Genomic DNA, 22,585 nt, shown 5'->3' with positions numbered 1-22,585 from the left:
CTTTTAGAGGAGTCTTTTCATGGCCAACGTTCTTGTCGTCGACGATTCGAGCACCGTGCGCAACGAGGTGGGCAACTTTCTGGGCAGCAACGGCTTCCAGGTGGCACTGGCCGTCGACGGCCACGATGGCCTGGCCAAGCTCAGGCAGGACGGCGGCATCAAGCTCGTGGTGTGCGACGTGAACATGCCCAACATGGATGGTCTGACTATGGTCGAGCGGGTGCGCAGCGAGCTGGGGAACCACAAGGTCCACGTCGTGATGCTGACGACGGAGAGTTCGCCCGCGATGAAGGAGCGGGGGAAGGCGGCGGGGGTGAAGGGGTGGATCGTGAAGCCGTTCAATGGGGCTGCGGTGCTGGGGTCTTTTCAGAAGTTGGCGGCTTGACTGACCGTTCGGGCTGAGCTTGTCGAAGCCTTGTCGGAGCCGGGGCGGTGCTGGCAGGTGCTGGCAGGTGCTGGGCGGTCGCTTCCCGGGGCCGGGAATCAACCGCTCAGCAAGCGCCAGCACTGCCGCTAACGAGGCCTCGACAAGCCCGGCAGCTCAAGCCACCTTCTCCACATGCCCCTGCCGTGTGTACAGAAAGTCGATCACCGCCTTGCGGCATTGCAGATACACGGCATCCTCCGCCAGCGCGACCCGACTCCGCGGCCGCGGAATGTCCACCCGCAGCACTTCGCCGATGGTCGCCGCCGGCCCGTTGGTCATCATCACGATCTTGTCGGACAGCAGCACGGCCTCGTCCACATCGTGGGTCACCATCACCACCGTGCTCTGCGTGCGGGCCACGATCTCCAGCAGCTCGTCCTGCAGCTTGGCGCGGGTCAGCGCGTCCAGTGCGCCGAAGGGCTCGTCCATCAGCAGCACCTGCGGCTCCATCGACAAGGCCCGGGCGATGCCCACGCGCTGCTTCATGCCGCCCGAGATCTCGCCGGGGCGCTTCTGCGCGGCGTGCGTCAGGCCCACCAGGGCCAGGGCCGCGTCGGTGCGCTGGCGCAGCTGAGCCTTGGTTTCCGTACGGCTGAAGACGCGTTCCACCGCCAGGTAGACGTTGTCGAAACAGGTCAGCCAGGGCAGCAGCGAATGGTTCTGGAACACCACGGCGCGCTCGGGGCCCGGGCCCCTGATCTCCTTGTTGGCGCAGAGCAGGGCGCCCGAGGTGGGCGTGGTCAAGCCGGCGATCAGGTTCAGCAGCGTGCTCTTGCCGCAGCCCGAATGGCCGATGAGCGCCACGAACTCGCCCTTCGCGATGGTCAGGTCGATGCCGCGCAGCGCGGGGAACAAGCCCTTGGCGGTCTTGAAGAACTGATCGACCTGCTGGACTTCGATGAACTTGGACGTGAGCGATGCATTCATGATTTCACCTCTTCGAACGTGAAGGCCGTGGCCAGCTTGACGAGCGCGTATTCGAGCAGCAGCCCGACGATGCCGATGACGAAGATCGCGATCAGGATGTTCTTGACGTTGAGGTTGTTCCACTCGTCCCACACCCAGAAGCCGATGCCGACGCCGCCGGTCAGCATCTCGGCGGCCACGATCACCAGCCAGGCCGTGCCCACGGCCAGGCGCACGCCGGTCAGCATGTAGGGCAGCACCGAGGGGAACAAAATGGTGGTGGCGATCTTCCATTCCGACAGGTTCAGCACGCGAGCCACGTTCATATAGTCCTGCGGCACGCGCTGCACGCCCACGGCGGTGTTGATGATCATGGGCCAGATGGAACAGATGAAGATGGTCCAGATGGCCGCCGGGTTGGCGCCCTTGAACACCAGCAAGCCGATGGGCAGCCAGGCCAGCGGCGAAACCGGCCGCAGCAGGCTGATGAGCGGATTGAACATGCGCGAGAGGAAGGTGAAGCGCCCGATGACGAAACCCGCCGGAATGCCGACCACCGCCGCCAGGCCGAAGCCGATGGCCACGCGCTCCAGTGACGCCAGCACGTTCCAGCCCACGCCCTGGTCGTTGGGGCCGTTGCGGTAGAACGGGTCGCTGAAGATGCTGACTGCCTGCTGCCAGGTGTCGGCCGGGCCGGGAATGCTCTGGCCCGTGGTGGCCGAGACGACGGCCCAGAGGCCGATCAGCAGGCCCAGCCCGCAGGCGGGCGGCAGCACCGCCATCCAGAAGCTGCGCGACAGCGCGGCCCAGTCACGGCGGGGGGCGGCAGGCCCCGCAGCAGTCACGGTTTTCGAGCCATTCTGGCCGGTAGCGCCCGCCGATGCTGCGCCATCAGCTACTGTTTTGATAGCATTGGAGGGTGCTGCGTGGCCGGCAGGCGGCGACGAGGAATCCAGCGGGGAGTGAAAGACGGCACTGACCATGGTGTGTGCTCCAGCGTGCGGTGGATGGGATTCGCGAAAGGAAACGGAAACGAGGCAGCCGCGCCGTCAGGCGTGGATCTTGAAGCCGTCGGCGTACTTCTTCGGGTCCTTGCCGTCCCAGACCACGCCGTCCACCAGCTTGGCGGTGCGCATGTCGCTGGCGGGCAGTGGCACCTTGGCGGCGGTGGCGGCCTGCTTGTAGACGTCGACGCGGTTGATGGACTTGGCCACGCCCAGGTAGTCAGGGTGGTCCTTCAGCAGGCCCCAGCGCTTGTGCTGCGTCAGGAACCACATGCCGTCCGACAGGTACGGGAAGTTGGCCATGCCGCCGTTGTAGAACTTCATGTGGTCGGGGTCGTCCCAGGTCTTGCCCAGGCCATCCTGGTAGCGGCCCAGGATGCGCTGGTTGATCGCATCGACGCTGGTGTTCACATAGGCCTTGCCGGCGATGGTCTCGGCCATCTTGGTCTTGTTGGCCAGTCCCTCGTCGATCCAACGGCCGGCCTCCAGGATGGCGGCGGTGACGGCGCGGGCGGTGTTGGGGTACTTCTGCACGAATTCCGACGTGGTGCCCAGCACCTTTTCGGGATGGTCCTTCCAGATTGCCTGCGTGGTGGTGGCGGTGATGCCGATGCCGTCCATGATCGCGCGGTGGTTCCAGGGCTCGCCCACGCAGAAGCCGTCCATGTTGCCCACGCGCATGTTGGCCACCATCTGCGGCGGCGGCACGGTGATCACCTTGGCCTCCTTCATCGGGTCGATGCCGTTGGCCGCCAGCCAGTAGTAGAGCCACATGGCGTGGGTGCCGGTCGGGAAGGTCTGCGCGAAGGTGTATTCGCGCTTTTCGGCGGCCATCAGCTTGGCCAGCGTGGGGCCGTTGACGGCGCCCTTGTCCGCCAGCTTCTTGCTGAGCGTGATGGCCTGGCCGTTCTGGTTCAGGTTCATCAGCACGGCCATGTCCTTCTTCGGTCCGCCGACGCCCAGGTGAACGCCGTAGACGAGGCCATAGAGCACGTGGGCGAAATCCAGTTCGCCGTTGACCAGCTTGTCGCGCACGCCGGCCCAGCTGGCTTCCTTGCTGGGAATGATCTTGACGCCGTATTTCTGGTCGATGCCCAGCACCGAGGCCATCACCACGCTGGCGCAGTCGGTCAGCGGAATGAAGCCGATCTTCACTTCCTTCTTCTCCGGCGCGTCGGAGCCTTGCGCATGCACCAGCGCCCGCAGCGCGGGGCTGATGCCGACGGCGCCGACGGTGGCGGCTTGCAGTACGGTGCGGCGTTGCAGGCTGGGTTTCAACAGATCGGTCATGAATCACGTCCTCGAAGCGGGTGGCACAAACGACAAAGGCGTCCGCACGCCGCGGCAGCGATCGACATGCGAGTGCGCTGCTGCGGGTGCGGACGCCTTTGTCCGGTGGCGATGGGCGACGCCCCCAAGGCGGGAGCTGCTCGTTCATCGGCGATGACCTGCGTTGGTCTGCCACCCTTTACGCAAGCGGTGTGCCAGGATGCGAGATCCGTGCGTTTGCTATTTTATTGATAGCATAGTGTCAAGATGCAACGGGCGCTGCACGCTGATCGGGCTGGGAGGGAGACGATGGGCGCCCCGGTGGCAGCAGCGCACGGCAGCGCTTGCGGGCGATGCTGGAATCCCCGTCTTCTGCGGCTCCCCGCACTGCGCTTGTGCGCTGCACCATCGGCTGGCATGCCGCACGCTGGTGCAGCACGCGCGGCGCGCCTTCACCCCAGCAGGTCGGCGACGTCCAGCATGCGCTGGGCCACGTCCACCAGCTTCAGGCCCTTGTCCATGGCCGTCTTGCGCAGCTTGTCGTACGCGGCCTTTTCCGTCAGGCCCTGGCGCTGCATCAGCAGGCCCTTGGCACGGTCGATGGTCTTGCGGTCCTTGAGCTCGGATCGCGCATCGGCCAGCTGCGAGCGCAATTGCTGCTCATGCTGAAACCGCGCCATCGCCACGTCCAGGATCGGGCGGATGCGCTGCGGCGCCAGGCCGGCGACGATGTAGGCCGAGACGCCCAGCGCCACCGCGTCCTTGACGTGCGTGGTGTCTTCGTCATTGGTGAACATCACGATCGGGCGGCGCTCGTCGCGCGTGGCCATCACGACGTGTTCGAGCGCATCGCGTGCCTCGCTCTCGGCGTCCACGATGATCAGGTCGGGCTGCAGCTGGGTGATGCGCTCGCGCAGGAACACATCGGCCGGCAGGGTGGCGATGAGGTTGAAACGCGCTTCCAGCAGACCGATGCGCAGGGTGCGTGACCGCTCGGCCTGCACCAGCGCATGCTCGTCGTCGGGGTCGGTCATGGCGAGGTCGGGGGCCACGACCACGATTCTCAGTGGCTCGCTCATGCCGCCAGCGCAAGCAATAAACGCACCTGCCGAAATGCCGCGCGCGGGTGCCAACCGGCGGTTCGCGGGCAGCCATGGGTGCGCGCATGCACCGGCGCAGTGCGTTGCGCACCGGGGCCCGTTCTTGCATGGGCAGCGGCGATCCACATAGCCAAACCTGGCGGCAGGGGCTCGCCCTCATAGCTTTTATCTGGCGGGTCGGCTATACACGCACGCATTCGCAAAGAGAGGGTTCACCAGATGACGATGTCGATGAAAGGGCGCGGCCCGCGGGCCGCTTCCGTGCAGCAGGGTGCGCGAGATGCGGCGCCACGCTGGCTCGCCCGCCTGGCGGCGTCTGCCGCGCTGATTGGGGCTGCCTGGGGGCTGGCCGGGTGCAGCAAGGTGCCCGACACCATCCGCATCGGCGTGGCGCAGCCGCTGTCGGGCAACCTGGGCGCGCTGGGGCAGGATCTGCTCAACGGCGCGACCATGGCGGTAGACGAATTGAACCGCGCCGGCTTCATGGTGGACGGCAAGCGTGTCACGCTGGAGATCGTCGCCCAGGACGACCGCGCCGACGCCGCCGCCGGCAAGGCCGCCGCCCAGCAACTGGTGAACGATGGCGTGGTGGCGGTCATCGGCCATCTCAATTCCGGCGTCAGCATCGAGGCTGCCCCCATTTATGGCGAGAAGGGGATTCCCCAGCTGGCCATCTCCACCAATCCCCGCTTCACCCAGCTCAATCTGCCCACCACGTTCCGCCTGGTCGCCAACGACACGCTGCAGGCCAAGGCCATGGGCTCTTTCGCGGCCACGCAGCTGTCCCACGCCAGCTATGCCGTGCTGGACGACGGCACGCCCTACGGCAAGGGGCTGGCCGACGGCGCCGCGCAGCAACTGGCGGCCGAGAAGAAGCAGGTCACGGTGCGCCAGTCGTTCGACGACCGCACCAAGGACTTCGCCGCCACGGCTGCCAAGCTGCAGGCCGCCAACGTGGGCGTGATCGTCACCACCTTGAACGACTTCCAGGTGCTGGCGCTGCTGGAGGCCTTGAAGGGCATCGGCCACACCCGCGTCTCGGTGCTGGGCGGCGACACCATCAAGACGACCGACATGGCCCGGGCCGACGGACTGGTGGACGGTCTCTACGCCACCTCGCCCGTGCTGGAGGCCCGCGAATTCATCACGGGCCGGCAGTTCCTCGACAAGTACACGACCCAGTTCAAGAAGCCGCCGGCCTACGGGGGCCACTACACCTACGACGCGATGTACGTGCTGTCGGCCGCCATCAAGCAGGCCGGCTCGGCCGATCCCAAGGCCATCGCCAAGGCGCTGCATGCCATCAACGGCTATGCGCCTGTCACCGGCACCATGACCTGGGACGCGGCGGGCGAGCAGCGCTACGGGGCGGTGGGCGTCTACAGCCTGCGCGGCGGCCGGTGGGAAATGCGCATGCGGTCCGACCGCTGGTAGGCCGGCGATGGCCTTGCGCGCAGCCGGCGGCAGGGCCTGCGCCTAAACTCCGGGCATGAGTTTGCTGATCCTCGGAATCGAATCGTCCTGCGACGAAACCGGTGTGGCGCTGGTGCGCTCACCCGACGGCCCCGGCGTACCCACGCTGCTGGCCCATGCCCTGCACAGCCAGATCGCCATGCACCAGGCCTACGGCGGCGTGGTGCCCGAGCTGGCCAGCCGCGACCACATCCGCCGCGTCCTGCCGCTCACCGAAACCGTGCTGGCCGAAGCCGGGTGCCGCTTGGCCGATGTGGACGTGGTCGCCTACACCCGCGGCCCCGGGCTGGCCGGCGCACTGCTGGTGGGCGCCGGCGTGGCCTGCGCCCTCGGCGCGTCGCTGGGTCGCCCCGTGCTGGGCGTGCACCACCTGGAAGGGCACCTGCTGTCCCCGTTCCTGAGCGCCGACCCGCCGGAATTCCCTTTCGTGGCGCTGCTGGTGTCGGGCGGCCACACGCAGCTGATGCGGGTGGACGGCGTGGGCCGCTACACCCTGCTGGGCGAAACCATCGACGATGCCGCGGGCGAGGCCTTCGACAAATCGGCCAAGCTGCTGGGCCTGGGATACCCAGGCGGGCCGGCCCTGTCGCGGCTGGCGCAGGAGGGCGACGCCACGGCCTTCAAGCTGCCGCGCCCGCTGCTGCACAGCGGCAACCTCGACTTCTCCTTCGCCGGCCTGAAGACCGCCGTGCTGACCCAGGCCAAGAAGCTGGGCGACGACCTGGATGCGCGCCGCGCCGACCTCGCCGCCAGCACCGAGGCCGCGATCGTCGACGTGCTGGTCAGGAAAACGCTGACGGCGCTGAAGGAGAGCGGTCTGCAGCGCGTGGTGGTGGCCGGCGGCGTGGGGGCCAACCGCCTGCTGCGCGAACAGCTGAACGCCGCCTGCGCGCGCTCCAAGGTGCGCGTGCACTACCCCGAGCTGCACCTGTGCACCGACAACGGCGCCATGATCGCCATGGCCGCCGCCATGCGCATCGCGGCCGGCCGGCAGGCGCCCGAAGCCCGCTACGCCTTCGACGTGAAGCCGCGCTGGCCGCTGGATGCGCTGGATGCGGTGCCGGAGCCGGAACAGTCGGTGCGGCCCGCCTGAGTGGGCGAAATTCGAGGTGTTTTCAGGCGCCAGCGCTTATCAGCCAAAGGTTTCCAGCTATTGTTTTTGATACGTTCGGGCTGAGCCCGTCGAAGCCGGGGCGTGCGACGGCCGAGCCCCCTGCGGGGCGGTTGAACCGGTCCGCCAAAGGGCGCCAGCGCCATCGCCCTCAATACATCAAGCGTTCGGGCCGCACTTCCTGCAGGATGGTCGTCGCGATCTCTTCGATGCTCTTGGTGGTGGTGGACAGCCAGCGGATGCCCGAGCGCCGCATCATCGCCTCGGCCTCCGACACCTCGTAGCGGCAGTTGGCCAGGTCGGCGTACTTCGACCCCGGGCGGCGCTCGTTGCGGATCTGCGAAAGCCGCTCCGGCAGGATGGTCAGCCCGAAGATCTTCTTGCGGTGCGGCTCCAGCGCGGGCGGCAGCTGGCGGCGGTCGAAGTCTTCCGGGATCAGCGGGTAGTTGGCCACCTTCAGGCCGCACTGCATGGCCAGGTACAGGCTCGTCGGCGTCTTGCCGCTGCGCGACACGCCCACCAGGATCACGTCCGCCCCCGCCAGGTCGCGGTGGCTCTGGCCGTCGTCGTGGTCCAGGCTGAAGTTGATGGCGTCGATGCGCTGGGTGTATTCCTTGCTCAGGCTCACGTCCGAGAAGCGCCCCACGCGGTGGTGCGACTTGATGCCCAGCTCGCTTTCCAGCGGGCGGATGAAGGTGCCGAACATGTCCAGCAGCATGCCCTTGCAGCCGCTCTCGATGATGCGCAGCACGCTCATGTTCACGAGGGTGGTGAAGACGACCGGCTTCTTGCCCTCCAGCTCGGCGGTGTGATTGATCTGGCGCACCACCTGGTGGGCTTTGTCCTCGGTGTCGATGAAGGGCAGGCGCACGTGGCGCGGCTTCATGTCGAACTGCGCGAGGATGGCGTTGCCGAAGGTTTCCGCGGTGATGCCGGTGCCGTCGGAGATGAAGAAAACGGTGCGCGTGTGCATGGACGATGTGGACAGGAAGGGGTGAGGGGGCGGCGGCGGCGGCCGACAGGCGCATGCGCCGCGGCCAGCCTACAATCGCGCCCATTATTCCCAATTCCCCCACCATGCAACGCGGCTGCCCACTACCAGAACAGCAAAGCCAGCTGCCTTGCATGGGCGCGCGCCCACCTTGCTCGCTCAGCCAGGGCGCAGGCGCAGACCCGGTTTCAACTTCTGGAGCTTTCCCATGTCTGCACTCTTCAACGCGACCGCCCTGGTCGTTCCGTTTGAAAACCTGAGAATGAGCGACGTCGAGTCGGTGGGGGGCAAGAACGCCTCTCTCGGCGAGATGATCTCCCAGCTGCCCCAGGGCGTGCGCGTGCCCACGGGCTTCGCCACCACGGCCCATGCCTTCCGCGAATTCCTGAAGCACGAGGGCCTGGCCGACCGCATCAGCCAGCGCCTGGCCACGCTCGACACCGAAGACGTGCGTGCGCTCGCCGCCGCCGGTGCCGAGATCCGCGGCTGGCTCGAAGCCCAGCCGTTCCCGGCCGACCTGGAAAAGGCCGTGCGCGACGAATTCGCCAAGCTGTCCGCCGGCAACGCCGAGGCCAGCTTCGCCGTGCGCTCTTCTGCCACGGCCGAAGACCTGCCCGATGCGTCCTTTGCCGGCCAGCAGGAAACCTTCCTGAACGTAGTGGGCATCGAGGACGTGCTGCACAAGATGAAGGAGGTGTTCGCCTCCCTCTACAACGACCGCGCCATCAGCTACCGCGTCCACAAGGGCTTCGCGCACGACGTGGTGGCCCTGTCGGCCGGCGTGCAGCGCATGGTGCGCTCCGACCTGGGCGCGGCCGGCGTGATGTTCACGCTGGACACCGAGAGCGGCTTTGAAGACGTGGTGTTCATCACCAGCAGCTACGGCCTGGGCGAGACGGTGGTGCAGGGCGCCGTGAACCCCGACGAGTTCTACGTGCACAAGCCCATGCTGGCGGCCGGCAAGAAGTCGGTCATCCGCCGCAACCTGGGCTCCAAGCTGATCCAGATGGTGTTCGCCTCGGCGGAAGAGAAGAAGGCCTCGGGCAAGCTGGTCAAGACGACCGACGTGGCGACCGAGCTGCGCAACCGCTATTCGCTGACCGATACCGAGGTGCAGCAACTGGCCGAATACGCCATGGTCATCGAAAAGCACTACGGCCGCCCGATGGACATCGAGTGGGGCAAGGACGGTACCGACGGCCTGCTCTACATCCTGCAGGCCCGCCCTGAAACCGTGAAGAGCCAGTCCAAGGGCCAGGCCGAGCAGCGCTTCAAGCTCAAGGGCACCGGCACCGTGCTGGCCGAGGGCCGCGCCATCGGCCAGAAGATCGGCACCGGCCCGGTGCGCCTGGTGAGCGACATCGCCGAGATGGACAAGGTGCAGCCCGGCGACGTGCTGGTCACCGACATGACCGACCCCAACTGGGAGCCGGTGATGAAGCGCGCCAGCGCCATCGTCACCAACCGGGGCGGTCGCACCTGCCACGCGGCCATCATCGCGCGCGAACTGGGCATTCCGGCCGTGGTGGGCTGCGGCGACGCCACCAGCCTGCTGAAGGATGGCACCCTGGTCACGGTGAGCTGCGCCGAGGGCGACACCGGCAAGATCTACGACGGCCTGCTGGAAACCGAGGTGACCGAGGTGCAGCGCGGCGAGATGCCGTCCATCAAGACCAAGATCATGATGAACGTGGGCAACCCGCAGCTCGCCTTCGACTTCTGCCAGCTGCCCAACGAAGGCGTGGGCCTGGCCCGGCTGGAGTTCATCATCAACAACAACATCGGCGTGCACCCGAAGGCCATCCTGGACTATCCGCAGATCGACGCCGACCTGAAGAAGGCCGTCGAATCGGTGGCCCGGGGCCATGCATCGCCCCGCGCGTTCTACGTGGACAAGGTGGCCGAAGGCATCGCCACCATCGCCGCGGCCTTCTGGCCCAAGCCGGTCATCGTGCGCCTGTCGGACTTCAAGTCCAACGAATACCGCAAGCTCATCGGCGGCAGCCGCTACGAGCCGGAAGAAGAGAACCCGATGCTGGGCTTCCGCGGCGCGGCCCGCTACATCAGCGAAGACTTCGGCGAAGCCTTCGCCATGGAGTGCGAGGCGCTGCGCCGCGTGCGCGGCGAGATGGGCCTGACCAACGTGCAGGTGATGGTGCCCTTCGTGCGCACCCTGAAGCAGGCCGACCGGGTGACGAAGCTGCTGGCCGAGCATGGCTTGAAGCGCGGCGAGTCCGACCTCAAGGTCATCATGATGTGCGAGGTGCCCAGCAATGCGGTGCTGGCCGACGAGTTCCTGCAGTACTTCGACGGCTTCTCGATCGGCTCCAACGACCTGACCCAGCTGACACTGGGCCTGGACCGCGATTCCGGCCTGGAACTGCTGGCGCTGGACTTCGACGAGCGCGACCCCGCCGTGCAGGCGCTGCTCAAGCGCGCCATTGCCGCCTGCCTGGCGCAGGGTAAGTACGTCGGCATCTGCGGCCAGGGCCCCAGCGACCATCCCGACTTCGCCCAGTGGCTGGCCGCGGAAGGCATCTCCTCGATCTCGCTGAACCCCGACAGCGTGATCGCCACCTGGCAGCAGCTGGCCCGCTGACGCGCCGGGCCGCCCATGCAGCCGCCGGCGACCGACGACGTGCCCCTGGTCGGCACGCCGTTTCCGCCGGACCTGCATGACGCGCGGCACCTGTGGCTGAAGGCCGGCCTGCTGCTGGCCTGGGCGGCGGCGTCGTTCGGCGCCTGCTACTTCGCCCGTGACCTGCAGCAGATGGTGGCCGGCTGGCCGCTGGGCTACTGGATCGCGGCGCAGGGCGCCATCCTCGTCTTCATCGCCGTGACAGTGGTCTACTGCCTGGCGATGGACCGCTTCGAGCGCAAGGACGCGGCGGCAGGCGCCGCTGCGCCCCTGCCGCCGCCCCAGTCGCCGCCGCCATCCGCGCCGCCGCCATCGCGCCATGGCTGAGCAGGGCGACCCCGCCGACGCGGCGCCTTCGCCGCTGCACCGCATCCTGCTCATCTACGTCGTGGGCGTGCTGCTCTTCGTGGCGCTGATGACGTGGGCCGAGCAGCAGGGGCTGTCGCGCCAGTGGATCGGCCCGCTGTTCCTCTTTCTCACCGTGATGGCCTACGCCGTCATCGGCGTCTACGGCCGCACCACCGACCCTCAGGAGTACTACGTCGCTGGCCGCCGGGTGCCGGCCGTCTACAACGGCATGGCCGCCGCGGCCGACTGGATGAGCGCGGCGTCCTTCATCAGCCTGGCGGGCGCGCTCTATCTGCAAGGCTTCGCGGGGCTGCCGCAGCAGGCGGGCGGGCTGGCCTACCTGCTGGGGTGGACGGGGGGCTTCTGCCTGGTCGCCATGCTGATCGCGCCGCACCTGCGCGCCATGCGGCTCTATACGGTGCCCGACTTCTTCCAGGTGCGCTACGGCGGGCGCTGGCCGCGCATCATCGCGGCGCTTGCGGCGGCGGCCTGCTCGTTCACCTACGTGGTGGCGCAGATCTACGGCGTGGGACTGATCGCCTCGCGCCTGACCGGCGTGCAGTTCGAGATCGGCATCATGCTCGGCCTGGGCGGCGTGCTGCTGTGCTCGTTCCTGGGCGGCATGCGCGCCATCACCTGGACGCAGGTCGCGCAGTACGTGGTGATGCTGCTGGCGTTCCTCATTCCCGTCTCGTGGCTGGCCTACAAGCAGCTGGGCAGCCCGGTGGCGCCGCTGGTCTACGGCGCGCAGATCGGCAAGATCGCCGATCTGGAAGCGCGGCTGCTGGCATCCCCCGCCGAGCACGACGTGGTGCGCGCCTACCAGCGGCGTGCGCGGGAGTTCGAGGCGCGCCTGGCCGACGTGCCCGCCGCCATGGAGCGTGAGCGCGAAGCGCTGGGCGAGCGCATCCGCCAGCTGCGGGCGCAGAACGCCGACGTGGGCCTGATCGTCGCGGCCAGCCGCGAGCTGGCCGCGCTGCCGCGCGACGAAGCCACCGCCCGCGAGCGCTGGACGCGCGAGATGCGCGAGAACCTGGAGCGGGCGCGGCCCCTGGGCGGCCTGCCGCGCCACAGCCAGGCCTATGGCGGCGACCCCAACGGCACCCCCGAGGAGCAGGCGGAATACGAGAACATGCGCCGCAACTTCCTCGCGCTGATGTTCTGCCTGATGGTGGGCACCGCCGGCCTTCCGCATCTGCTGACGCGTTACTACACGACGCCCAGCGTGTCGGCCGCCCGGGCGTCGGTGGCCTGGTCGATCTTCTTCATCGCGCTGCTCTACCTGAGCGCTCCGGCGCTGGCCGTGCTGGTCAAGTTCGAGGTGATGAACAACCTGGTGGGCAGCCGGTTCGACGCGCTGCCGCACTGGATCGCGCAGTGGGCGCGGGTCGATCCGGCGCTGCTGTCGGTGGAAGACGTCAACGCTGACGGCATCCTGCAGTTCGGCGAGATCCGCCTGGGCACCGACCTCATCATGCTGGCCACCCCCGAGATCGCGGGCCTGCCGTATGCCGTGTCGGGCCTGGTGGCGGCGGGCGGCCTGGCTGCTGCACTGTCGACCGCCGATGGGCTGCTGCTGACCATCAGCAACGCGCTGGTGCGCGACCTGCGCAACCTGGGGGCGGCGCCAGGCATGCGCAGGGCGTCGCCCGAGCAGCGCGTGATCCTCACGAAATTCACGCTGCTGATCGTCGCCCTGGCCGCGGCCTTCGTGGCGGCGCTCAAGCCGTCCGACATCCTGCCCATGGTGACCGCGTCCTTTTCGCTGGCGGCATCGGCTTTCTTCCCGGCGATGGTGCTGGGCATCTTCTGGCGCGGCACCACGCGCCAGGGAGCGGTGGGCGGCATGCTCGCGGGGCTGGGCATCACCGTCTACTACCTGCTTTCGCACGTCGCCAGCGTGAAGGCCTGGCTGCCGCAGGCGCTCGGCGCCGACGGGCTGTGGTTCGGCATCCAGCCGATCTCGGCCGGGGTCTTCGGCGTGCCGGTGGGGCTGGCCGTGGCCTGGGGGGTGAGCCTGTGCACCCGCCTGGCCAGTCGCCGCACGGCCTGAGTGGCGTGCGGGCTCGTCCGGCGCTGGGTCGTCGGGGCCTTGCCAGACTGGCGAGAGGCCCTCGTTGGCCCGATTCACAACTGGCTACAAATATGGCAATCTCGTGCCCCTGCAGCGAGGCATCGCGCCGAAGCTGAGAGTTCGAATTGCAAGGGACGCCATGATTCTCGTGAAGACGCTGTCTGGTCAGCAGGCGCTGAAGGATCGCCATGGAGATCTCACGCCCCGCCAGCGTTCGGCCTTCATTCTGTTCGACGGCAAACGGGCGCTGGAGCAGGTGCTTGCCGCCACGGCCGCCATGGGAATCACGGTGGCCGACGTCAAGACCATGGTGGACCGTGGGCTGCTGCAGCTGCAGGAGGGCTCTGGCGTGGCGCCGGGCGCGCTGGACGGGGCGGCGCCCGCCGTGGCGGCCACCGCCGCGCCGTCCGCCCCGAAACCGGGGAGCCTGGCGCCGGCTGCCGGGTCGCCCGCCATCGATGTCTCGGGTGCAGCGGGCGGCAGCGAGCGCTCGCCCATGCATCGCTATCAGGCGGCCTATCCGATCGCCACCGCGCTCACGGCGCAGCTGGGTCTGCGCGGCTTCAGGCTGAACCTGGCGGTAGAAGGGGTGGGCAGTTTCGACGAGCTGGCGGCACTCGCTCCCCGCATCCGCGAAGCCGTAGGAGAGGCCAGGTTCGCGCCGCTTCAGAACGCGCTGTACGGGTGACGGGTGACGGCTTGAAGCCGACAGCGGCAGGGGCTGTGCCCTGCGGCGATGGCGGGTTGCCAGCGCGGGCCCGGCTGTGGGATTCCTGCCGCTGGTCGCCGCTGCAAAAGCGGCCTCAAATCGCCAAGCCGGTCGATGTGCCCGGGCGAGGGGCTGAACCTGGCTAAACCTGGTTGAGCCGGCGTGACGGGCCGGCATCGGCTCGCAGGGCCGTTGGAAAAGAACGGAGAGCCGAGGGCAGCTGCATCGCAGCTGCCGCGCCCATCAGCGGCCGACGCCCAGCAGTTCGACGTCGAACTTCAGCGTGGCGTTCGGCGGAATCACGCCGCCTGCGCCGCGCGCGCCGTAGCCCAGGGCGGCCGGGATGATCAGGGTGCGCTGGCCGCCCACCTTCATGCCCTGCACGCCTTCGTCCCAGCCCTTGATGACCATGCCGGCGCCCAGCCCGAACTGGAAGGGGTCGTTGCGGTCGCGGCTGGAGTCGAACTTGGAGCCTTGCTCGCCGTTGTTGTAGAGCCAGCCGGTGTAGTGCACGGTGACGGGCTGGCCGCGCGTGGCTTCCGCGCCTTCACCCAGGACGGTGTCTTCGTATTGCAGGCCGGAAGCGGTGGTGGTCAATGCCATGATAATCCTTGTTTGCTATTGAAAATGTAGCTGCATGCCCTGGTGGAATGGGCGCTGGAGCATGATTTGACCAGATGGAGGGGCCCTGGTCGGGAGCGGTGCGACGCCGGCCTGCACCTGGGCAACCGGGCAGGCGCGTGGTGCGGGCAGGTCAGCTCTTCACGCGGGCGGCGGCCCAGCGCGTGGCGAAGGCCTGCACGTCGGACAGGCGCTTGAGCAGGTCCACGCCGGAGGGGGTGACCGTGTAGCCGTCGCTGCCGTGGTCCAGCAGGCCGCATTCGCGCAGTTCCTTGATGCGGGTGTTCAGCGTGTTGGGCGTGATGCCGCCGACGCTGTCTTGCAGCAGGCGAAAAGTCTGCGGATGGCCGTCGCGCAGCGCCCACAGCACGCGCAAGGCATAGCGGCATTCCAGCTTCTCGAACAACTGGTTGATGGCGGCGTTTTCTTTGGAGCTCATGGACGCTTCTCCTGCTCTGACATGTCGGGGAATGCAGCCCGGAGCGCCATGAGGGCCCGGACCGCAAGAACGCTATCAATATAGCGGCGAATCGATTTTGCTACAAGTTTAATAGCTCAGGAGTGAACTGCACTCTGCGCTGGACGCAGAAAACGTGACGTTCCGTACAGTGTTGCAAGCCTGCCACGGGACCGGGCGGATCCGCTTCGCCGGCCGGCTGCGCCCCCTCGCGGCTGGCCGGCCTTGCCAGCCGGCGCAAGCGGCCGATGCATGGGCTGAATGCCGCAGGGCGGGGCGCCGGAGGCGGCCGAGGAATGGTTCGGCGACCTGCACCTGAACGCCACCGGCGGCCTGCTCGACGTGACGCTGCCCGACGGCGAGCGCCTGGTCTTTTAGGACCCGGCCCCACGGGCCCGTCGCGCAGAATTTTTTGAACCTGCACGGCCGCTGCTGCGAACAAGTCAGCGAGGCGCGATGGGTGGGCTCGCCTTCTGGGCCCCGCGCGCTCGACGACAACGGGTTGGCATGACAAATTTCAGCGGATGGGGAGCCGCCCTGCACAGGGCGGCAGTGGCGGCGATGGCAACGGGGGCGGCGCTGTGGCTGGGTGGCTGCGCCGTGCAGCACGGCGGCAACGGCCGGGTCCAGATCGGCGTCGACGACGCAGCCCTTTTCGGCCGGGTGGTCCAGAGCTTCCAGCTGCCGGGCGGCGGCGAAGCCCGGTTGCGGTCGCTGGGTGGGCGGTATTCGGTCAAGCTCGAAAGCCAGATGCGGGTGATTCCGGTGGACAACGCTGCGGTCGCCGAACTGCATGCGGTGCATGCCGTGGGCGACCAGACGGTGATCGTGCTGACCAAGTCGCAGCCCTCCTGCCCGTACAAGAACCAGCTGATCGCGCTGCGCGGCAACGAAGCCCTGAGCTGGGACATGGGCGACTGCTGGCACCGCCCGGAAGTGCGGGAGCTGCCCGGCGGGCTGGCGTGGGACTACGTGCAGGACAACGGCAGCGCTCAGCGCTTCGTCTATCAGAACGGCCGGTTGACCCGGGGTGACCTGTCGGCGCTGCAACTGGCTTCGGCCCGCAAGACTGCGCCGCCGCCGGGCACGGGCGCGCCGCTGCGGGAAGGCCGCGCCCCCGCCGGGCACGGGCCGCGCTACCTTCCTCCGCCGCCCAGCGCGGCGGTGGAGGGGTCTGCGCCCGAGACGGGCAAGCCGTCGCCGTCCGGGTCAGCGGCGACAGCGGCGGCAGCAGCGACAGCGGCCGCAGACGAAGGCAATCGCACCGCGCCCCCGCCCCGCGCCGCGCTGGCCGGGCCCAGCGCCCGCGCCACGCCCGGCGCAGCACGCCCGCGCGACCCCGCGCCTGCGCGGCCGCTGGAATTCCATGCGCAGGAGCAAAAGCCGCTGCGCATCGTTCTGGACAGGTGACCATGCGTCCACGCCAAATCCTTCTCCTGATCGCGCTCACGCTCGTCTACCTGTGCTGCGAGCTGGCATTCAACGCGCGGCTGCTCGACGTGGTCGGCGGCAGCGCGGACAGCCAGCAGATCCACCAGATCGAGAGGTTCGGTCGTGCGCTCTCGGGCATCGCCGCCGCGCTGTTCGTGCTGCAACGGGTCATCAGGCGGCGCAACGCCAGCCAGGGTGTATCGCCCAGCCCGCAGTGGGGTGCCGCGCTGGTCTTGGGCTCCGCGCTGCTGGTGTATGCCGCGCTCAACGTGCTGGTCGATACGCTGGTGGCCCGCAGCACGCCGGAGTTCCGGCGCGTCAGCCAGAACATCGTGCTGGTGCAGCGCGCGCTGGTGCAGGGCCGGGTGGAGCTGGACGGGCTCGGCGACGATCCGGAGTTGCTGCGCCAGCCGGCCGGCAAGGCGTTCCTGGCGCAGTTCTCCTGGATGGCTGCGTCCGTCGACCGCCTCGACGACAAGATCCGCAGCGCCAAGCTGTCGCTCATCGAGTCCAGCATCGGCGAGCGCATGGGCGACGCCCAGGGCCTTCACGGCAACTACCAGGAGGCCGTGAAGGAAACGCAGTCGCAGTGGCGCCGGTACGCCAGTGCGCCTCCCTTGCCCGATGTCGATGCGGAAGTGGCCAGGCAGCAGGACAAGGCCTGGTCGAACTATGTGTCCGACCTGGGCCGCCGCGGCTGGACGCCTTCCAAGGTGCCCGCTCATGCCCAGGCCACCGTCCGGCGCAAGGTGCGCTCGCGCGTGGCCGTGCCTGCTGGCTGGGAGCTGAGCGATGAAGCCGGCTTCCGCCGCGCGGTGGAGCAGACCGTGCGCCGCCAGCTCGAGGCAGCCTCGGGTGCCCGGCGCGCCGCCGCCGGCATGCCGCCGGACCTGTCGTGGCCCGCTTTCTTTGCCCACGCCCGGGTGCAGGAGGCGCTGCGCAGGCAGATCGAGGAGCGCATCCGGCAGAAGATGGGCCACGGTGGTTCCCCACTGCTGCGGCTGCCAGCCGGCCTGCGCCTGCTGCCCTCCTACCCCACGGGCAGGGCCTTCCAGGACGAGGTGTTCACGCCTGTCGTGAAAAGCTTCGCCCAGCAGGAACTGGCGCGCTACGACGCGCCGGTGTCCGCCTTTGCCGATGGCGCGGAACTGGCGCAGCGCGGCAGGGACGCGGCGCGGCTGGCGCTGGTGCCGCCCATCGCGCTCTTCTTCTCCATGCTGGGCGCGCTCCTGCACTGCACCAAGCTGCTGTACCTGGTGCTGACGCTGGCAAGAGAGCGGCTGCCGCGCTGGCAGGCCCATCGGGTCGTCCACCCCTTGCCCGTGGCGGTGGGGGCGTGCCTGCTGTCCATCGGGCTGCTCGCGACCATGGACAACGCCGTCACGCGCAGCCGGCTATTCACCTACCTGCACCAGCAGGTGCTGGCCAGCGCGGACGACACGGTCGCCTCGCAGCTCAAGCACCGGTTCATCGCCGGTAGCCTGCGGGTGGTGGCCGTCGGGCAGGACCGGTTCTACCCGCTTTTCGAATTCATCCGCGTGCATGCATTGCGCGGCTTTCACTTCGGCTATGACGGCTCCACCAAAAACTGATCCGAACCGGCTGCTGGCTGCCGTGCTTCTGGGCGGCGCGCTGGTGCTGCCGCTGTCCAGCCCGGCGGCCTGCCTGGGCATGGCGCTGCACGCACACCGCGGCGATCCGGAACGCCCGGAAAACAGCGCGACTGCGGTGGAGGCGGCGCTCGCCGGCGACTGGGACGGCGCGGAAATCGACATCCAGCAACTGCGCGATGGCGCGTGGGTGCTGCACCACGATGCATTCGTGGGGCGCACGACCAGCCTGAAGGGGCGCGCGGTCGCCAGCATCGACCGCGCGACGTGGGAGGAAGTGCGCTTGAAGGACCGCAGCGGCCGCGCGACGACCGAGCCCGCAGCGTTGCTGAGCGACGCGGTGCAGGTTGCGGCTGCGCATGCCGGCAAGGTGCTGAACGTGGAGATCAAGCAGGTCAACGGCGACTGCCAACCCGCGCAGGCCGCTGCCAGGCTGCTGCAGCAGGCGCTGCCCGAGGGCCAGTGGTTCCTGACTTCCGTGGACCGGCGCCAGCTGCGGTGCGCCCGCCAGAGCGATCCCGCCGGCTACCTGGGCCTGATCGTGCTGGACCCGCAGGCGCTGGCGATGGCCAGCACGAGCCGGCTCGCGCAGCGGGGCGCAGCGCGGCTCCATGCGCCGACCATCGACCGACAGTGGCTGATGCGCCTGGCGCAGGAGGTGGGCCCGCCCGTCGGTGTGCATGTCGACATCAACACCCTGCGAAGCAACCCCGAGCTGCTGCCCACGGCGCGTGCGCTCGGCATGCCGGTGTTCACCTACCACCTGGGTGCCGACCGCGACCATGCCCAGGCGCTACAGGCCGCACGCCGGCAGAGCGGACTGCTTCCGAGCGGCGCCGTCATCGACGGCCCTGCCGCGCCGTTCTGCCGCATGGTCTCTGCGCCGTGACCGGGCCGCCAGCGCGCCGGTCGTCCTCAGGGCGCGCAGTCGGGTGCGCGGCGCACGTCCTGCGACAGGTCGGCCAATAGCGCGCCGGCTTCCTCGGCGAAGGCGCCCGGGCCGACCACACGGAACGCTCCCCGGGTGTCGGGACCATCGACCACCCGCGCCCCGGCCTGCATGAGCACGCGTGCGAAGTCGCTGGCGGAGGCCTGCGGGTTCAACCGCACCAGCACGGCGGGGCAGGCGGCCGGCGCGCCTGCGCCGCGCATCGTGGCAGGGTCCGCCGGGCGTTGCGCGAGCCACACCAGTCCACCGGCCTGCACCGCGATCACCAGGCCGGCACACAGCGCCGCCAGGCGGGGCAGCCCCTGGCCCGGAAGCAGGCCCTGCCGCTGCAGCCAGCCGCGCCACCCGCCTGCGCCGGCGGTCTGCGCATGCGTGCGTGCAGCGCCGGCATGCTGGCGGGCGAGTTGCTGGAACTGGTCCCACGACGCGGCCTCGTGCCGGGCCATGCGCTGCTCCAGGCGTGCTGCCCGCAGCAGCTCGTAGACGGCGACTTCGTCCGCCACGGCCGGGTCGGCGCTGGCCGCCGCCCGCAGCTGCTGCGCTTCCTCCGCCGACAACCCGCGTTCCAGGCTCGCCTGGAGCAGCAGGTGCGCGGCGCCGGCGGCGGGGTCCCGTTGCCCGGGTTCGCCTGCGGATGGGGTCATGGCCGTTCCTTCCCGATGCCCATGCATCGCTTGATCCGCTTCACCGCTTCGCTCATGCGGCTTTTAACGGTGCCTTCTGGAATGTCCAGCGCGCGGGCGATGTCGGCCTGGCGCACGTCTTCCAGCACCTGCTGCACCACGTCGCGCATCCGCGGCGGCAGGTGGTCCACGCACCGCGCCAGGCGGTGGAGCAACTGGGCGCGCTCCGCGCTGGCCGTCACTTCGTCACCACACGGCGGCAGCACCTGGTCGAAGAGCGCATGCTCGGAAAGGTCGTCCTCGCCGGGCCGCACCCAGTCGCTCACAGGCACTTCGCGGCCGGTTCGCCGCAGGTGGTCCACAAGGCGACGCGGCGCGATCACGTGCGCGAGGTAGCGCACCAGGTCCTGGCGGAAGGCATCCGAGCCGGGCGGATGGGTGGAGAAGAATTCGCCGATGAGGCCGCTCCACAGCTGCTGGAAGACCTGCATCGCCACGTCTTCCAGAAGTGCGTGGGAAATCGCGGGATACTTGCGCGCCAGCGCGACCAGCATCGCGCGGCGCGCTTGATCGAAGAAGTTGCGCTGCGCTGCCTGCGAGGAGGCGAGGGCATTCAGGAAGCTGTGCAGCGACATGGCGCGGATGATAGGTGCAAAAAAATGAACCTCTGGCCGAGCGGCTGCGAATAACCCAGGACGCATTCCGAGTCCTGGGGACGCTGCGAACCAAGAGGCTCACAACAAGCTGGGAGATGCCATGAGAGCAGGGGAATCTTTCGTGGAGGGAGGTTGGCTGACGCGGGTGGCCGACTGGCTGAGTGCCCGCGCCGCCCTCGTTTTGCTGCTGTTGATGGTGCAGCTGGGCGTGCTGGTGGCCCTGTTTCAGATGTCCGGCGCGCTGGGCGGCCCGGCAGCCGCCACCAAGACCCGGGGCGGGCGTGCCGGTTGCGGCATGTTCGAGGTGGTCTTCTCGCCCGCTGCCGATCTGCGGGGCTTGCGCCAGTGGGCGCTGAACTTCGATGCCCAGGTCGTGGCCGGGCCCAATTCCCGGGGCGCTTTCGAGCTGTCGGCGCCGCAGATGGGCACGGACGACCTGCGCGAGGCGCTGGGTCCCTTGGCGGACGACGTCCGACCGAACCCGCTCTGCCCGCCGGAGGCGCCGGCCCCATGACGCCATCGCCATCGCCATCGCCATCGCCATCGCCATCGCCATCCTCTACGGCTGCCCCGGCCCGTGTCCAGGGGGGAGACGTCGCCATCGGTGCGCTGGCAGCGCTGATCTACGTGGGCGAGTACCTGGGGCAGGGCGCCATCGCCAACAAGGCGGTCAATACCGGCTCGGTCACGGCGCTGGCCACGGCGGCGTTCGCCACGCTGCTGGCGGTGGCGCTGTCGGCGCGGCGCAATCCGCTGGCGGGGCCGCGCTTCCTCTCCGTCGTCTGGTATGCCACCGTGCTGGACTACCTGCTCGGCGTGCCGGCGCTGAAGGCCGGCGGGGCGCTCTGGGCCTTCGCGGTCGCGTCGCTCTGTGTCTGCCTGTCCGGCGTGTGGCTGATGGTGGTCTGCCGGATGGGTTGGGAAGGCCGCGTGCGGGCGCTGATGTCGCTGCCCGCGCTCAGCGCGCTGGGGTTCATCGTGGCGACGACCACGATCGTCGGCCAGTTGCGCAGCATCGGCCGCTGCGGCGACGGCCCGGGCTGGCCCGCCCTGGCGGTGATGGCCACGGTCGTGGTGGTGGCGTTCGGCATGAAGTGGGGGCTGCGCGCCGGCAGCGTGGCCCATCGCGCACGCCTCTGCGTGGCGCTGCTGTGCGCCAGCCTCGTCTACTTCGCATGGCGCTCCTGGGCGCCCACGCCCGCGCTCTGCGGGCCGATCGGGCAGATCGATGGCGCCGGGCTGACCGATGCGCTGATGGGCGCGTGGCGGTGGCCCGCGCCGGTCTGGGGCGCCCTGGCGCAGGCCCAGGTGCTGCTCGCCCTGCTGGCCGGCAGCCTGGTGCTGGCACTGCTGTGCCTGGTGGACACGGTGTCCGCCGCGTCCACGCTGGCCAGCGACGAGGGCCGCCCTGACGAGGACACCGCCCGGGAGCTGTGGGCCACTGGCGTGGGCAACCTGATCGGCGGCTTCCTGGGCCTGCTGCCGGTATCGCTGTCGCTGTCCCGCAGCCGCACGGTGGCGCAGCTGCACCCCGTCAGCGGTCGGGTTCCCGCGCTGGCGCACGTGGCGGTGCTGGTGGCGCTCATCGTCCTGCTGGTGCCGTTTCAGCTGCCGCTGCTCGACTACCTGCCCAAGGCGGCAGTGGCGGGGGCGTTGGTGGTGGCCTCCATCGAGATGATCGACGACAAGACCGCCTTGCTCTGGCGCGCCGGCCTGGGGGCACGGAATGCGCGCCGCACGCTGGCTGGCGGCGTCTGGGTGTTCGTGGCCGCACTTGCGGTGGCCATGGGCTTCGCGATGGGGCCGCTGGCGCAATACGCGGTCAGTGCCGGGTTCGCCGTGGCGATCGCCTGCTCGCTGCTCGGGTTCGTGGTGTCGAGGGCCGATGCCGGCGCGCCGGGCGGCCCGTTCAGCGGCCGCCTGCACTTCCTGAACATCGGCCGCCGCTTGCAGGCCTGGAAGGAGGAGGGCGGCCGCAGCATCGATTTGTCCCGCACGACACACATCGATTTCAGTGCGGCCTGTGCGCTGGCCGACCTGGCGCGCGGGATGGAGAGCGAAGGCCCCGCGCACCCCTTCCGGCTGGGCCCCGGCACCGGCGCGCAGGTGCGCGAGATGCTGGAAACCTGCCATCCGCAAGCCCTGCTGCCGCCTGCACCCTCCAAGGCCTGAGCGCCCGGTCCACCCT

At 69.0% G+C, this 22,585-nt stretch carries 21 protein-coding genes; 12 read left to right on the top strand and 9 right to left on the bottom strand.

The features are described 5' to 3' along the window. Nucleotides 1–19: 19 nt before the first annotated feature. Nucleotides 20–385: a response regulator gene (locus ASF94_RS14460; RefSeq protein WP_056667730.1), complete on the top strand. Its 366-nt coding sequence runs from the start codon at nucleotides 20–22 to the stop codon at nucleotides 383–385. 156 nt (nucleotides 386–541) lie between these two features. Here the strand turns inward: ASF94_RS14460 and ASF94_RS14455 are convergent, their stop codons facing one another. The 4 genes from ASF94_RS14455 to ASF94_RS14440 all read right to left on the bottom strand — a co-directional run bounded on the left by ASF94_RS14455 (nucleotide 542) and on the right by ASF94_RS14440 (nucleotide 4,685). After that, nucleotides 542–1,354, bottom strand: a complete 813-nt coding sequence (locus ASF94_RS14455) for an ABC transporter ATP-binding protein (RefSeq protein WP_056667727.1) — start codon at nucleotides 1,352–1,354, stop codon at nucleotides 542–544. Then, entirely contained in the window at nucleotides 1,351–2,316 is a 966-nt protein-coding gene (ntrB, locus tag ASF94_RS14450; RefSeq protein ID WP_056667726.1) for a nitrate ABC transporter permease, read from the bottom strand. Before ntrB ends, ASF94_RS14455 begins: the two co-directional genes overlap by 4 nt. Nucleotides 2,317–2,382: 66 nt before the next feature. Continuing rightward, on the bottom strand, nucleotides 2,383–3,627 hold the full coding sequence (locus ASF94_RS14445; protein ID WP_056667723.1) for a CmpA/NrtA family ABC transporter substrate-binding protein: 1,245 nt from the start codon (nucleotides 3,625–3,627) through the stop codon (nucleotides 2,383–2,385). A gap of 431 nt (nucleotides 3,628–4,058) precedes the next feature. After that, nucleotides 4,059–4,685 (bottom strand): ANTAR domain-containing response regulator, encoded by a 627-nt coding sequence (locus ASF94_RS14440; RefSeq protein ID WP_056667722.1) that lies wholly within the window; start codon nucleotides 4,683–4,685, stop codon nucleotides 4,059–4,061. Between the two features lie 246 nt (nucleotides 4,686–4,931). Between ASF94_RS14440 and ASF94_RS14435 the strand changes: the two genes are divergently transcribed. Both ASF94_RS14435 and tsaD read left to right on the top strand, forming a co-directional pair. Next, nucleotides 4,932–6,140 (top strand): branched-chain amino acid ABC transporter substrate-binding protein, encoded by a 1,209-nt coding sequence (locus ASF94_RS14435; protein ID WP_235505381.1) that lies wholly within the window; start codon nucleotides 4,932–4,934, stop codon nucleotides 6,138–6,140. 55 nt (nucleotides 6,141–6,195) lie between these two features. Next, complete coding sequence (gene tsaD, locus ASF94_RS14430) at nucleotides 6,196–7,272, top strand: tRNA (adenosine(37)-N6)-threonylcarbamoyltransferase complex transferase subunit TsaD (RefSeq protein ID WP_056667717.1); 1,077 nt, start codon at nucleotides 6,196–6,198, stop codon at nucleotides 7,270–7,272. Between the two features lie 169 nt (nucleotides 7,273–7,441). Here the strand turns inward: tsaD and ASF94_RS14425 are convergent, their stop codons facing one another. Beyond that, entirely contained in the window at nucleotides 7,442–8,263 is an 822-nt protein-coding gene (locus ASF94_RS14425; protein WP_056667716.1) for a pyruvate, water dikinase regulatory protein, read from the bottom strand. A gap of 226 nt (nucleotides 8,264–8,489) precedes the next feature. Between ASF94_RS14425 and ppsA the strand changes: the two genes are divergently transcribed. From ppsA to ASF94_RS14405, 4 genes are all read left to right on the top strand, one after another. After that, nucleotides 8,490–10,880, top strand: coding sequence for a phosphoenolpyruvate synthase (gene ppsA, locus ASF94_RS14420; RefSeq protein ID WP_056667713.1), 2,391 nt, complete (start codon nucleotides 8,490–8,492; stop codon nucleotides 10,878–10,880). A gap of 15 nt (nucleotides 10,881–10,895) precedes the next feature. Beyond that, entirely contained in the window at nucleotides 10,896–11,246 is a 351-nt protein-coding gene (locus ASF94_RS14415; protein ID WP_056667709.1) for a DUF4212 domain-containing protein, read from the top strand. Next, nucleotides 11,239–13,320: a VC_2705 family sodium/solute symporter gene (locus ASF94_RS14410; protein WP_056667706.1), complete on the top strand. Its 2,082-nt coding sequence runs from the start codon at nucleotides 11,239–11,241 to the stop codon at nucleotides 13,318–13,320. The genes ASF94_RS14415 and ASF94_RS14410 overlap by 8 nt, the downstream gene beginning before the upstream one ends. A gap of 160 nt (nucleotides 13,321–13,480) precedes the next feature. Then, the gene (locus ASF94_RS14405) at nucleotides 13,481–14,029 is read left to right on the top strand and encodes a hypothetical protein (protein WP_056667703.1); all 549 of its coding nucleotides are present in this window, start codon (nucleotides 13,481–13,483) and stop codon (nucleotides 14,027–14,029) included. Nucleotides 14,030–14,293: 264 nt separating this feature from the next. Here ASF94_RS14405 and ASF94_RS14400 read toward each other — a convergent pair whose 3' ends face one another. Together ASF94_RS14400 and ASF94_RS14395 are read right to left on the bottom strand one after the other, a co-directional pair. After that, nucleotides 14,294–14,653, bottom strand: a complete 360-nt coding sequence (locus ASF94_RS14400) for an FKBP-type peptidyl-prolyl cis-trans isomerase (RefSeq protein ID WP_056667700.1) — start codon at nucleotides 14,651–14,653, stop codon at nucleotides 14,294–14,296. 151 nt (nucleotides 14,654–14,804) lie between these two features. After that, nucleotides 14,805–15,110, bottom strand: coding sequence for a helix-turn-helix domain-containing protein (locus tag ASF94_RS14395; protein WP_056667698.1), 306 nt, complete (start codon nucleotides 15,108–15,110; stop codon nucleotides 14,805–14,807). Between the two features lie 525 nt (nucleotides 15,111–15,635). Between ASF94_RS14395 and ASF94_RS14390 the strand changes: the two genes are divergently transcribed. The 3 genes from ASF94_RS14390 to ASF94_RS14380 are packed head-to-tail and all read left to right on the top strand — an operon-like array spanning nucleotide 15,636 to nucleotide 19,058. After that, complete coding sequence (locus ASF94_RS14390; RefSeq protein WP_156382551.1) at nucleotides 15,636–16,538, top strand: hypothetical protein; 903 nt, start codon at nucleotides 15,636–15,638, stop codon at nucleotides 16,536–16,538. Between the two features lie 2 nt (nucleotides 16,539–16,540). Continuing rightward, a complete protein-coding gene (locus ASF94_RS14385; protein ID WP_056667693.1) occupies nucleotides 16,541–18,151 on the top strand; it encodes a hypothetical protein in 1,611 nt (536 codons plus the stop codon). After that, nucleotides 18,129–19,058: a glycerophosphodiester phosphodiesterase family protein gene (locus ASF94_RS14380; protein WP_162244644.1), complete on the top strand. Its 930-nt coding sequence runs from the start codon at nucleotides 18,129–18,131 to the stop codon at nucleotides 19,056–19,058. The genes ASF94_RS14385 and ASF94_RS14380 overlap by 23 nt, the downstream gene beginning before the upstream one ends. Nucleotides 19,059–19,084: 26 nt before the next feature. On the opposite strand, the gene ASF94_RS14375 is transcribed toward ASF94_RS14380, so the two are convergent. Beyond that, nucleotides 19,085–19,762, bottom strand: a complete 678-nt coding sequence (locus ASF94_RS14375; protein ID WP_056667688.1) for a hypothetical protein — start codon at nucleotides 19,760–19,762, stop codon at nucleotides 19,085–19,087. Then, nucleotides 19,759–20,376: an RNA polymerase sigma factor gene (locus tag ASF94_RS14370; RefSeq protein ID WP_056667686.1), complete on the bottom strand. Its 618-nt coding sequence runs from the start codon at nucleotides 20,374–20,376 to the stop codon at nucleotides 19,759–19,761. Before ASF94_RS14370 ends, ASF94_RS14375 begins: the two co-directional genes overlap by 4 nt. A 121-nt stretch (nucleotides 20,377–20,497) precedes the next feature. Here ASF94_RS14370 and ASF94_RS14365 point away from each other — a divergent pair, with 121 nt between their 5' ends. Together ASF94_RS14365 and ASF94_RS14360 are read left to right on the top strand one after the other, a co-directional pair. Continuing rightward, nucleotides 20,498–20,911, top strand: coding sequence for a hypothetical protein (locus ASF94_RS14365; RefSeq protein WP_156382550.1), 414 nt, complete (start codon nucleotides 20,498–20,500; stop codon nucleotides 20,909–20,911). After that, nucleotides 20,908–22,569, top strand: a complete 1,662-nt coding sequence (locus tag ASF94_RS14360; protein WP_156382549.1) for a SulP family inorganic anion transporter — start codon at nucleotides 20,908–20,910, stop codon at nucleotides 22,567–22,569. Before ASF94_RS14365 ends, ASF94_RS14360 begins: the two co-directional genes overlap by 4 nt. Nucleotides 22,570–22,585 lie beyond the last annotated feature (16 nt).

The sequence above is a fragment of the Acidovorax sp. Leaf160 genome (assembly GCF_001424265.1).
GTDB lineage: Bacteria > Pseudomonadota > Gammaproteobacteria > Burkholderiales > Burkholderiaceae_C > Paracidovorax.
Note: the sequence above shows the minus strand (reverse complement) of the source record. Positions and strands in the feature narration are given on the sequence as shown.

What these genes read in the sequence shown, in the direction of transcription:
- ASF94_RS14460 (WP_056667730.1), top strand. Translation starts at nt 20, where the DNA reads ATGGCCAACGTTCTTGTCGTCGACGATTCGAGCACCGTGCGCAACGAG.
- ASF94_RS14455 (WP_056667727.1), bottom strand. Translation starts at nt 1,354, where the DNA reads ATGAATGCATCGCTCACGTCCAAGTTCATCGAAGTCCAGCAGGTCGAT.
- ntrB (WP_056667726.1), bottom strand. Translation starts at nt 2,316, where the DNA reads ATGGTCAGTGCCGTCTTTCACTCCCCGCTGGATTCCTCGTCGCCGCCT.
- ASF94_RS14445 (WP_056667723.1), bottom strand. Translation starts at nt 3,627, where the DNA reads ATGACCGATCTGTTGAAACCCAGCCTGCAACGCCGCACCGTACTGCAA.
- ASF94_RS14440 (WP_056667722.1), bottom strand. Translation starts at nt 4,685, where the DNA reads ATGAGCGAGCCACTGAGAATCGTGGTCGTGGCCCCCGACCTCGCCATG.
- ASF94_RS14435 (WP_235505381.1), top strand. Translation starts at nt 4,932, where the DNA reads ATGTCGATGAAAGGGCGCGGCCCGCGGGCCGCTTCCGTGCAGCAGGGT.
- tsaD (WP_056667717.1), top strand. Translation starts at nt 6,196, where the DNA reads ATGAGTTTGCTGATCCTCGGAATCGAATCGTCCTGCGACGAAACCGGT.
- ASF94_RS14425 (WP_056667716.1), bottom strand. Translation starts at nt 8,263, where the DNA reads ATGCACACGCGCACCGTTTTCTTCATCTCCGACGGCACCGGCATCACC.
- ppsA (WP_056667713.1), top strand. Translation starts at nt 8,490, where the DNA reads ATGTCTGCACTCTTCAACGCGACCGCCCTGGTCGTTCCGTTTGAAAAC.
- ASF94_RS14415 (WP_056667709.1), top strand. Translation starts at nt 10,896, where the DNA reads ATGCAGCCGCCGGCGACCGACGACGTGCCCCTGGTCGGCACGCCGTTT.
- ASF94_RS14410 (WP_056667706.1), top strand. Translation starts at nt 11,239, where the DNA reads ATGGCTGAGCAGGGCGACCCCGCCGACGCGGCGCCTTCGCCGCTGCAC.
- ASF94_RS14405 (WP_056667703.1), top strand. Translation starts at nt 13,481, where the DNA reads ATGATTCTCGTGAAGACGCTGTCTGGTCAGCAGGCGCTGAAGGATCGC.
- ASF94_RS14400 (WP_056667700.1), bottom strand. Translation starts at nt 14,653, where the DNA reads ATGGCATTGACCACCACCGCTTCCGGCCTGCAATACGAAGACACCGTC.
- ASF94_RS14395 (WP_056667698.1), bottom strand. Translation starts at nt 15,110, where the DNA reads ATGAGCTCCAAAGAAAACGCCGCCATCAACCAGTTGTTCGAGAAGCTG.
- ASF94_RS14390 (WP_156382551.1), top strand. Translation starts at nt 15,636, where the DNA reads ATGACAAATTTCAGCGGATGGGGAGCCGCCCTGCACAGGGCGGCAGTG.
- ASF94_RS14385 (WP_056667693.1), top strand. Translation starts at nt 16,541, where the DNA reads ATGCGTCCACGCCAAATCCTTCTCCTGATCGCGCTCACGCTCGTCTAC.
- ASF94_RS14380 (WP_162244644.1), top strand. Translation starts at nt 18,129, where the DNA reads ATGACGGCTCCACCAAAAACTGATCCGAACCGGCTGCTGGCTGCCGTG.
- ASF94_RS14375 (WP_056667688.1), bottom strand. Translation starts at nt 19,762, where the DNA reads ATGACCCCATCCGCAGGCGAACCCGGGCAACGGGACCCCGCCGCCGGC.
- ASF94_RS14370 (WP_056667686.1), bottom strand. Translation starts at nt 20,376, where the DNA reads ATGTCGCTGCACAGCTTCCTGAATGCCCTCGCCTCCTCGCAGGCAGCG.
- ASF94_RS14365 (WP_156382550.1), top strand. Translation starts at nt 20,498, where the DNA reads ATGAGAGCAGGGGAATCTTTCGTGGAGGGAGGTTGGCTGACGCGGGTG.
- ASF94_RS14360 (WP_156382549.1), top strand. Translation starts at nt 20,908, where the DNA reads ATGACGCCATCGCCATCGCCATCGCCATCGCCATCGCCATCGCCATCC.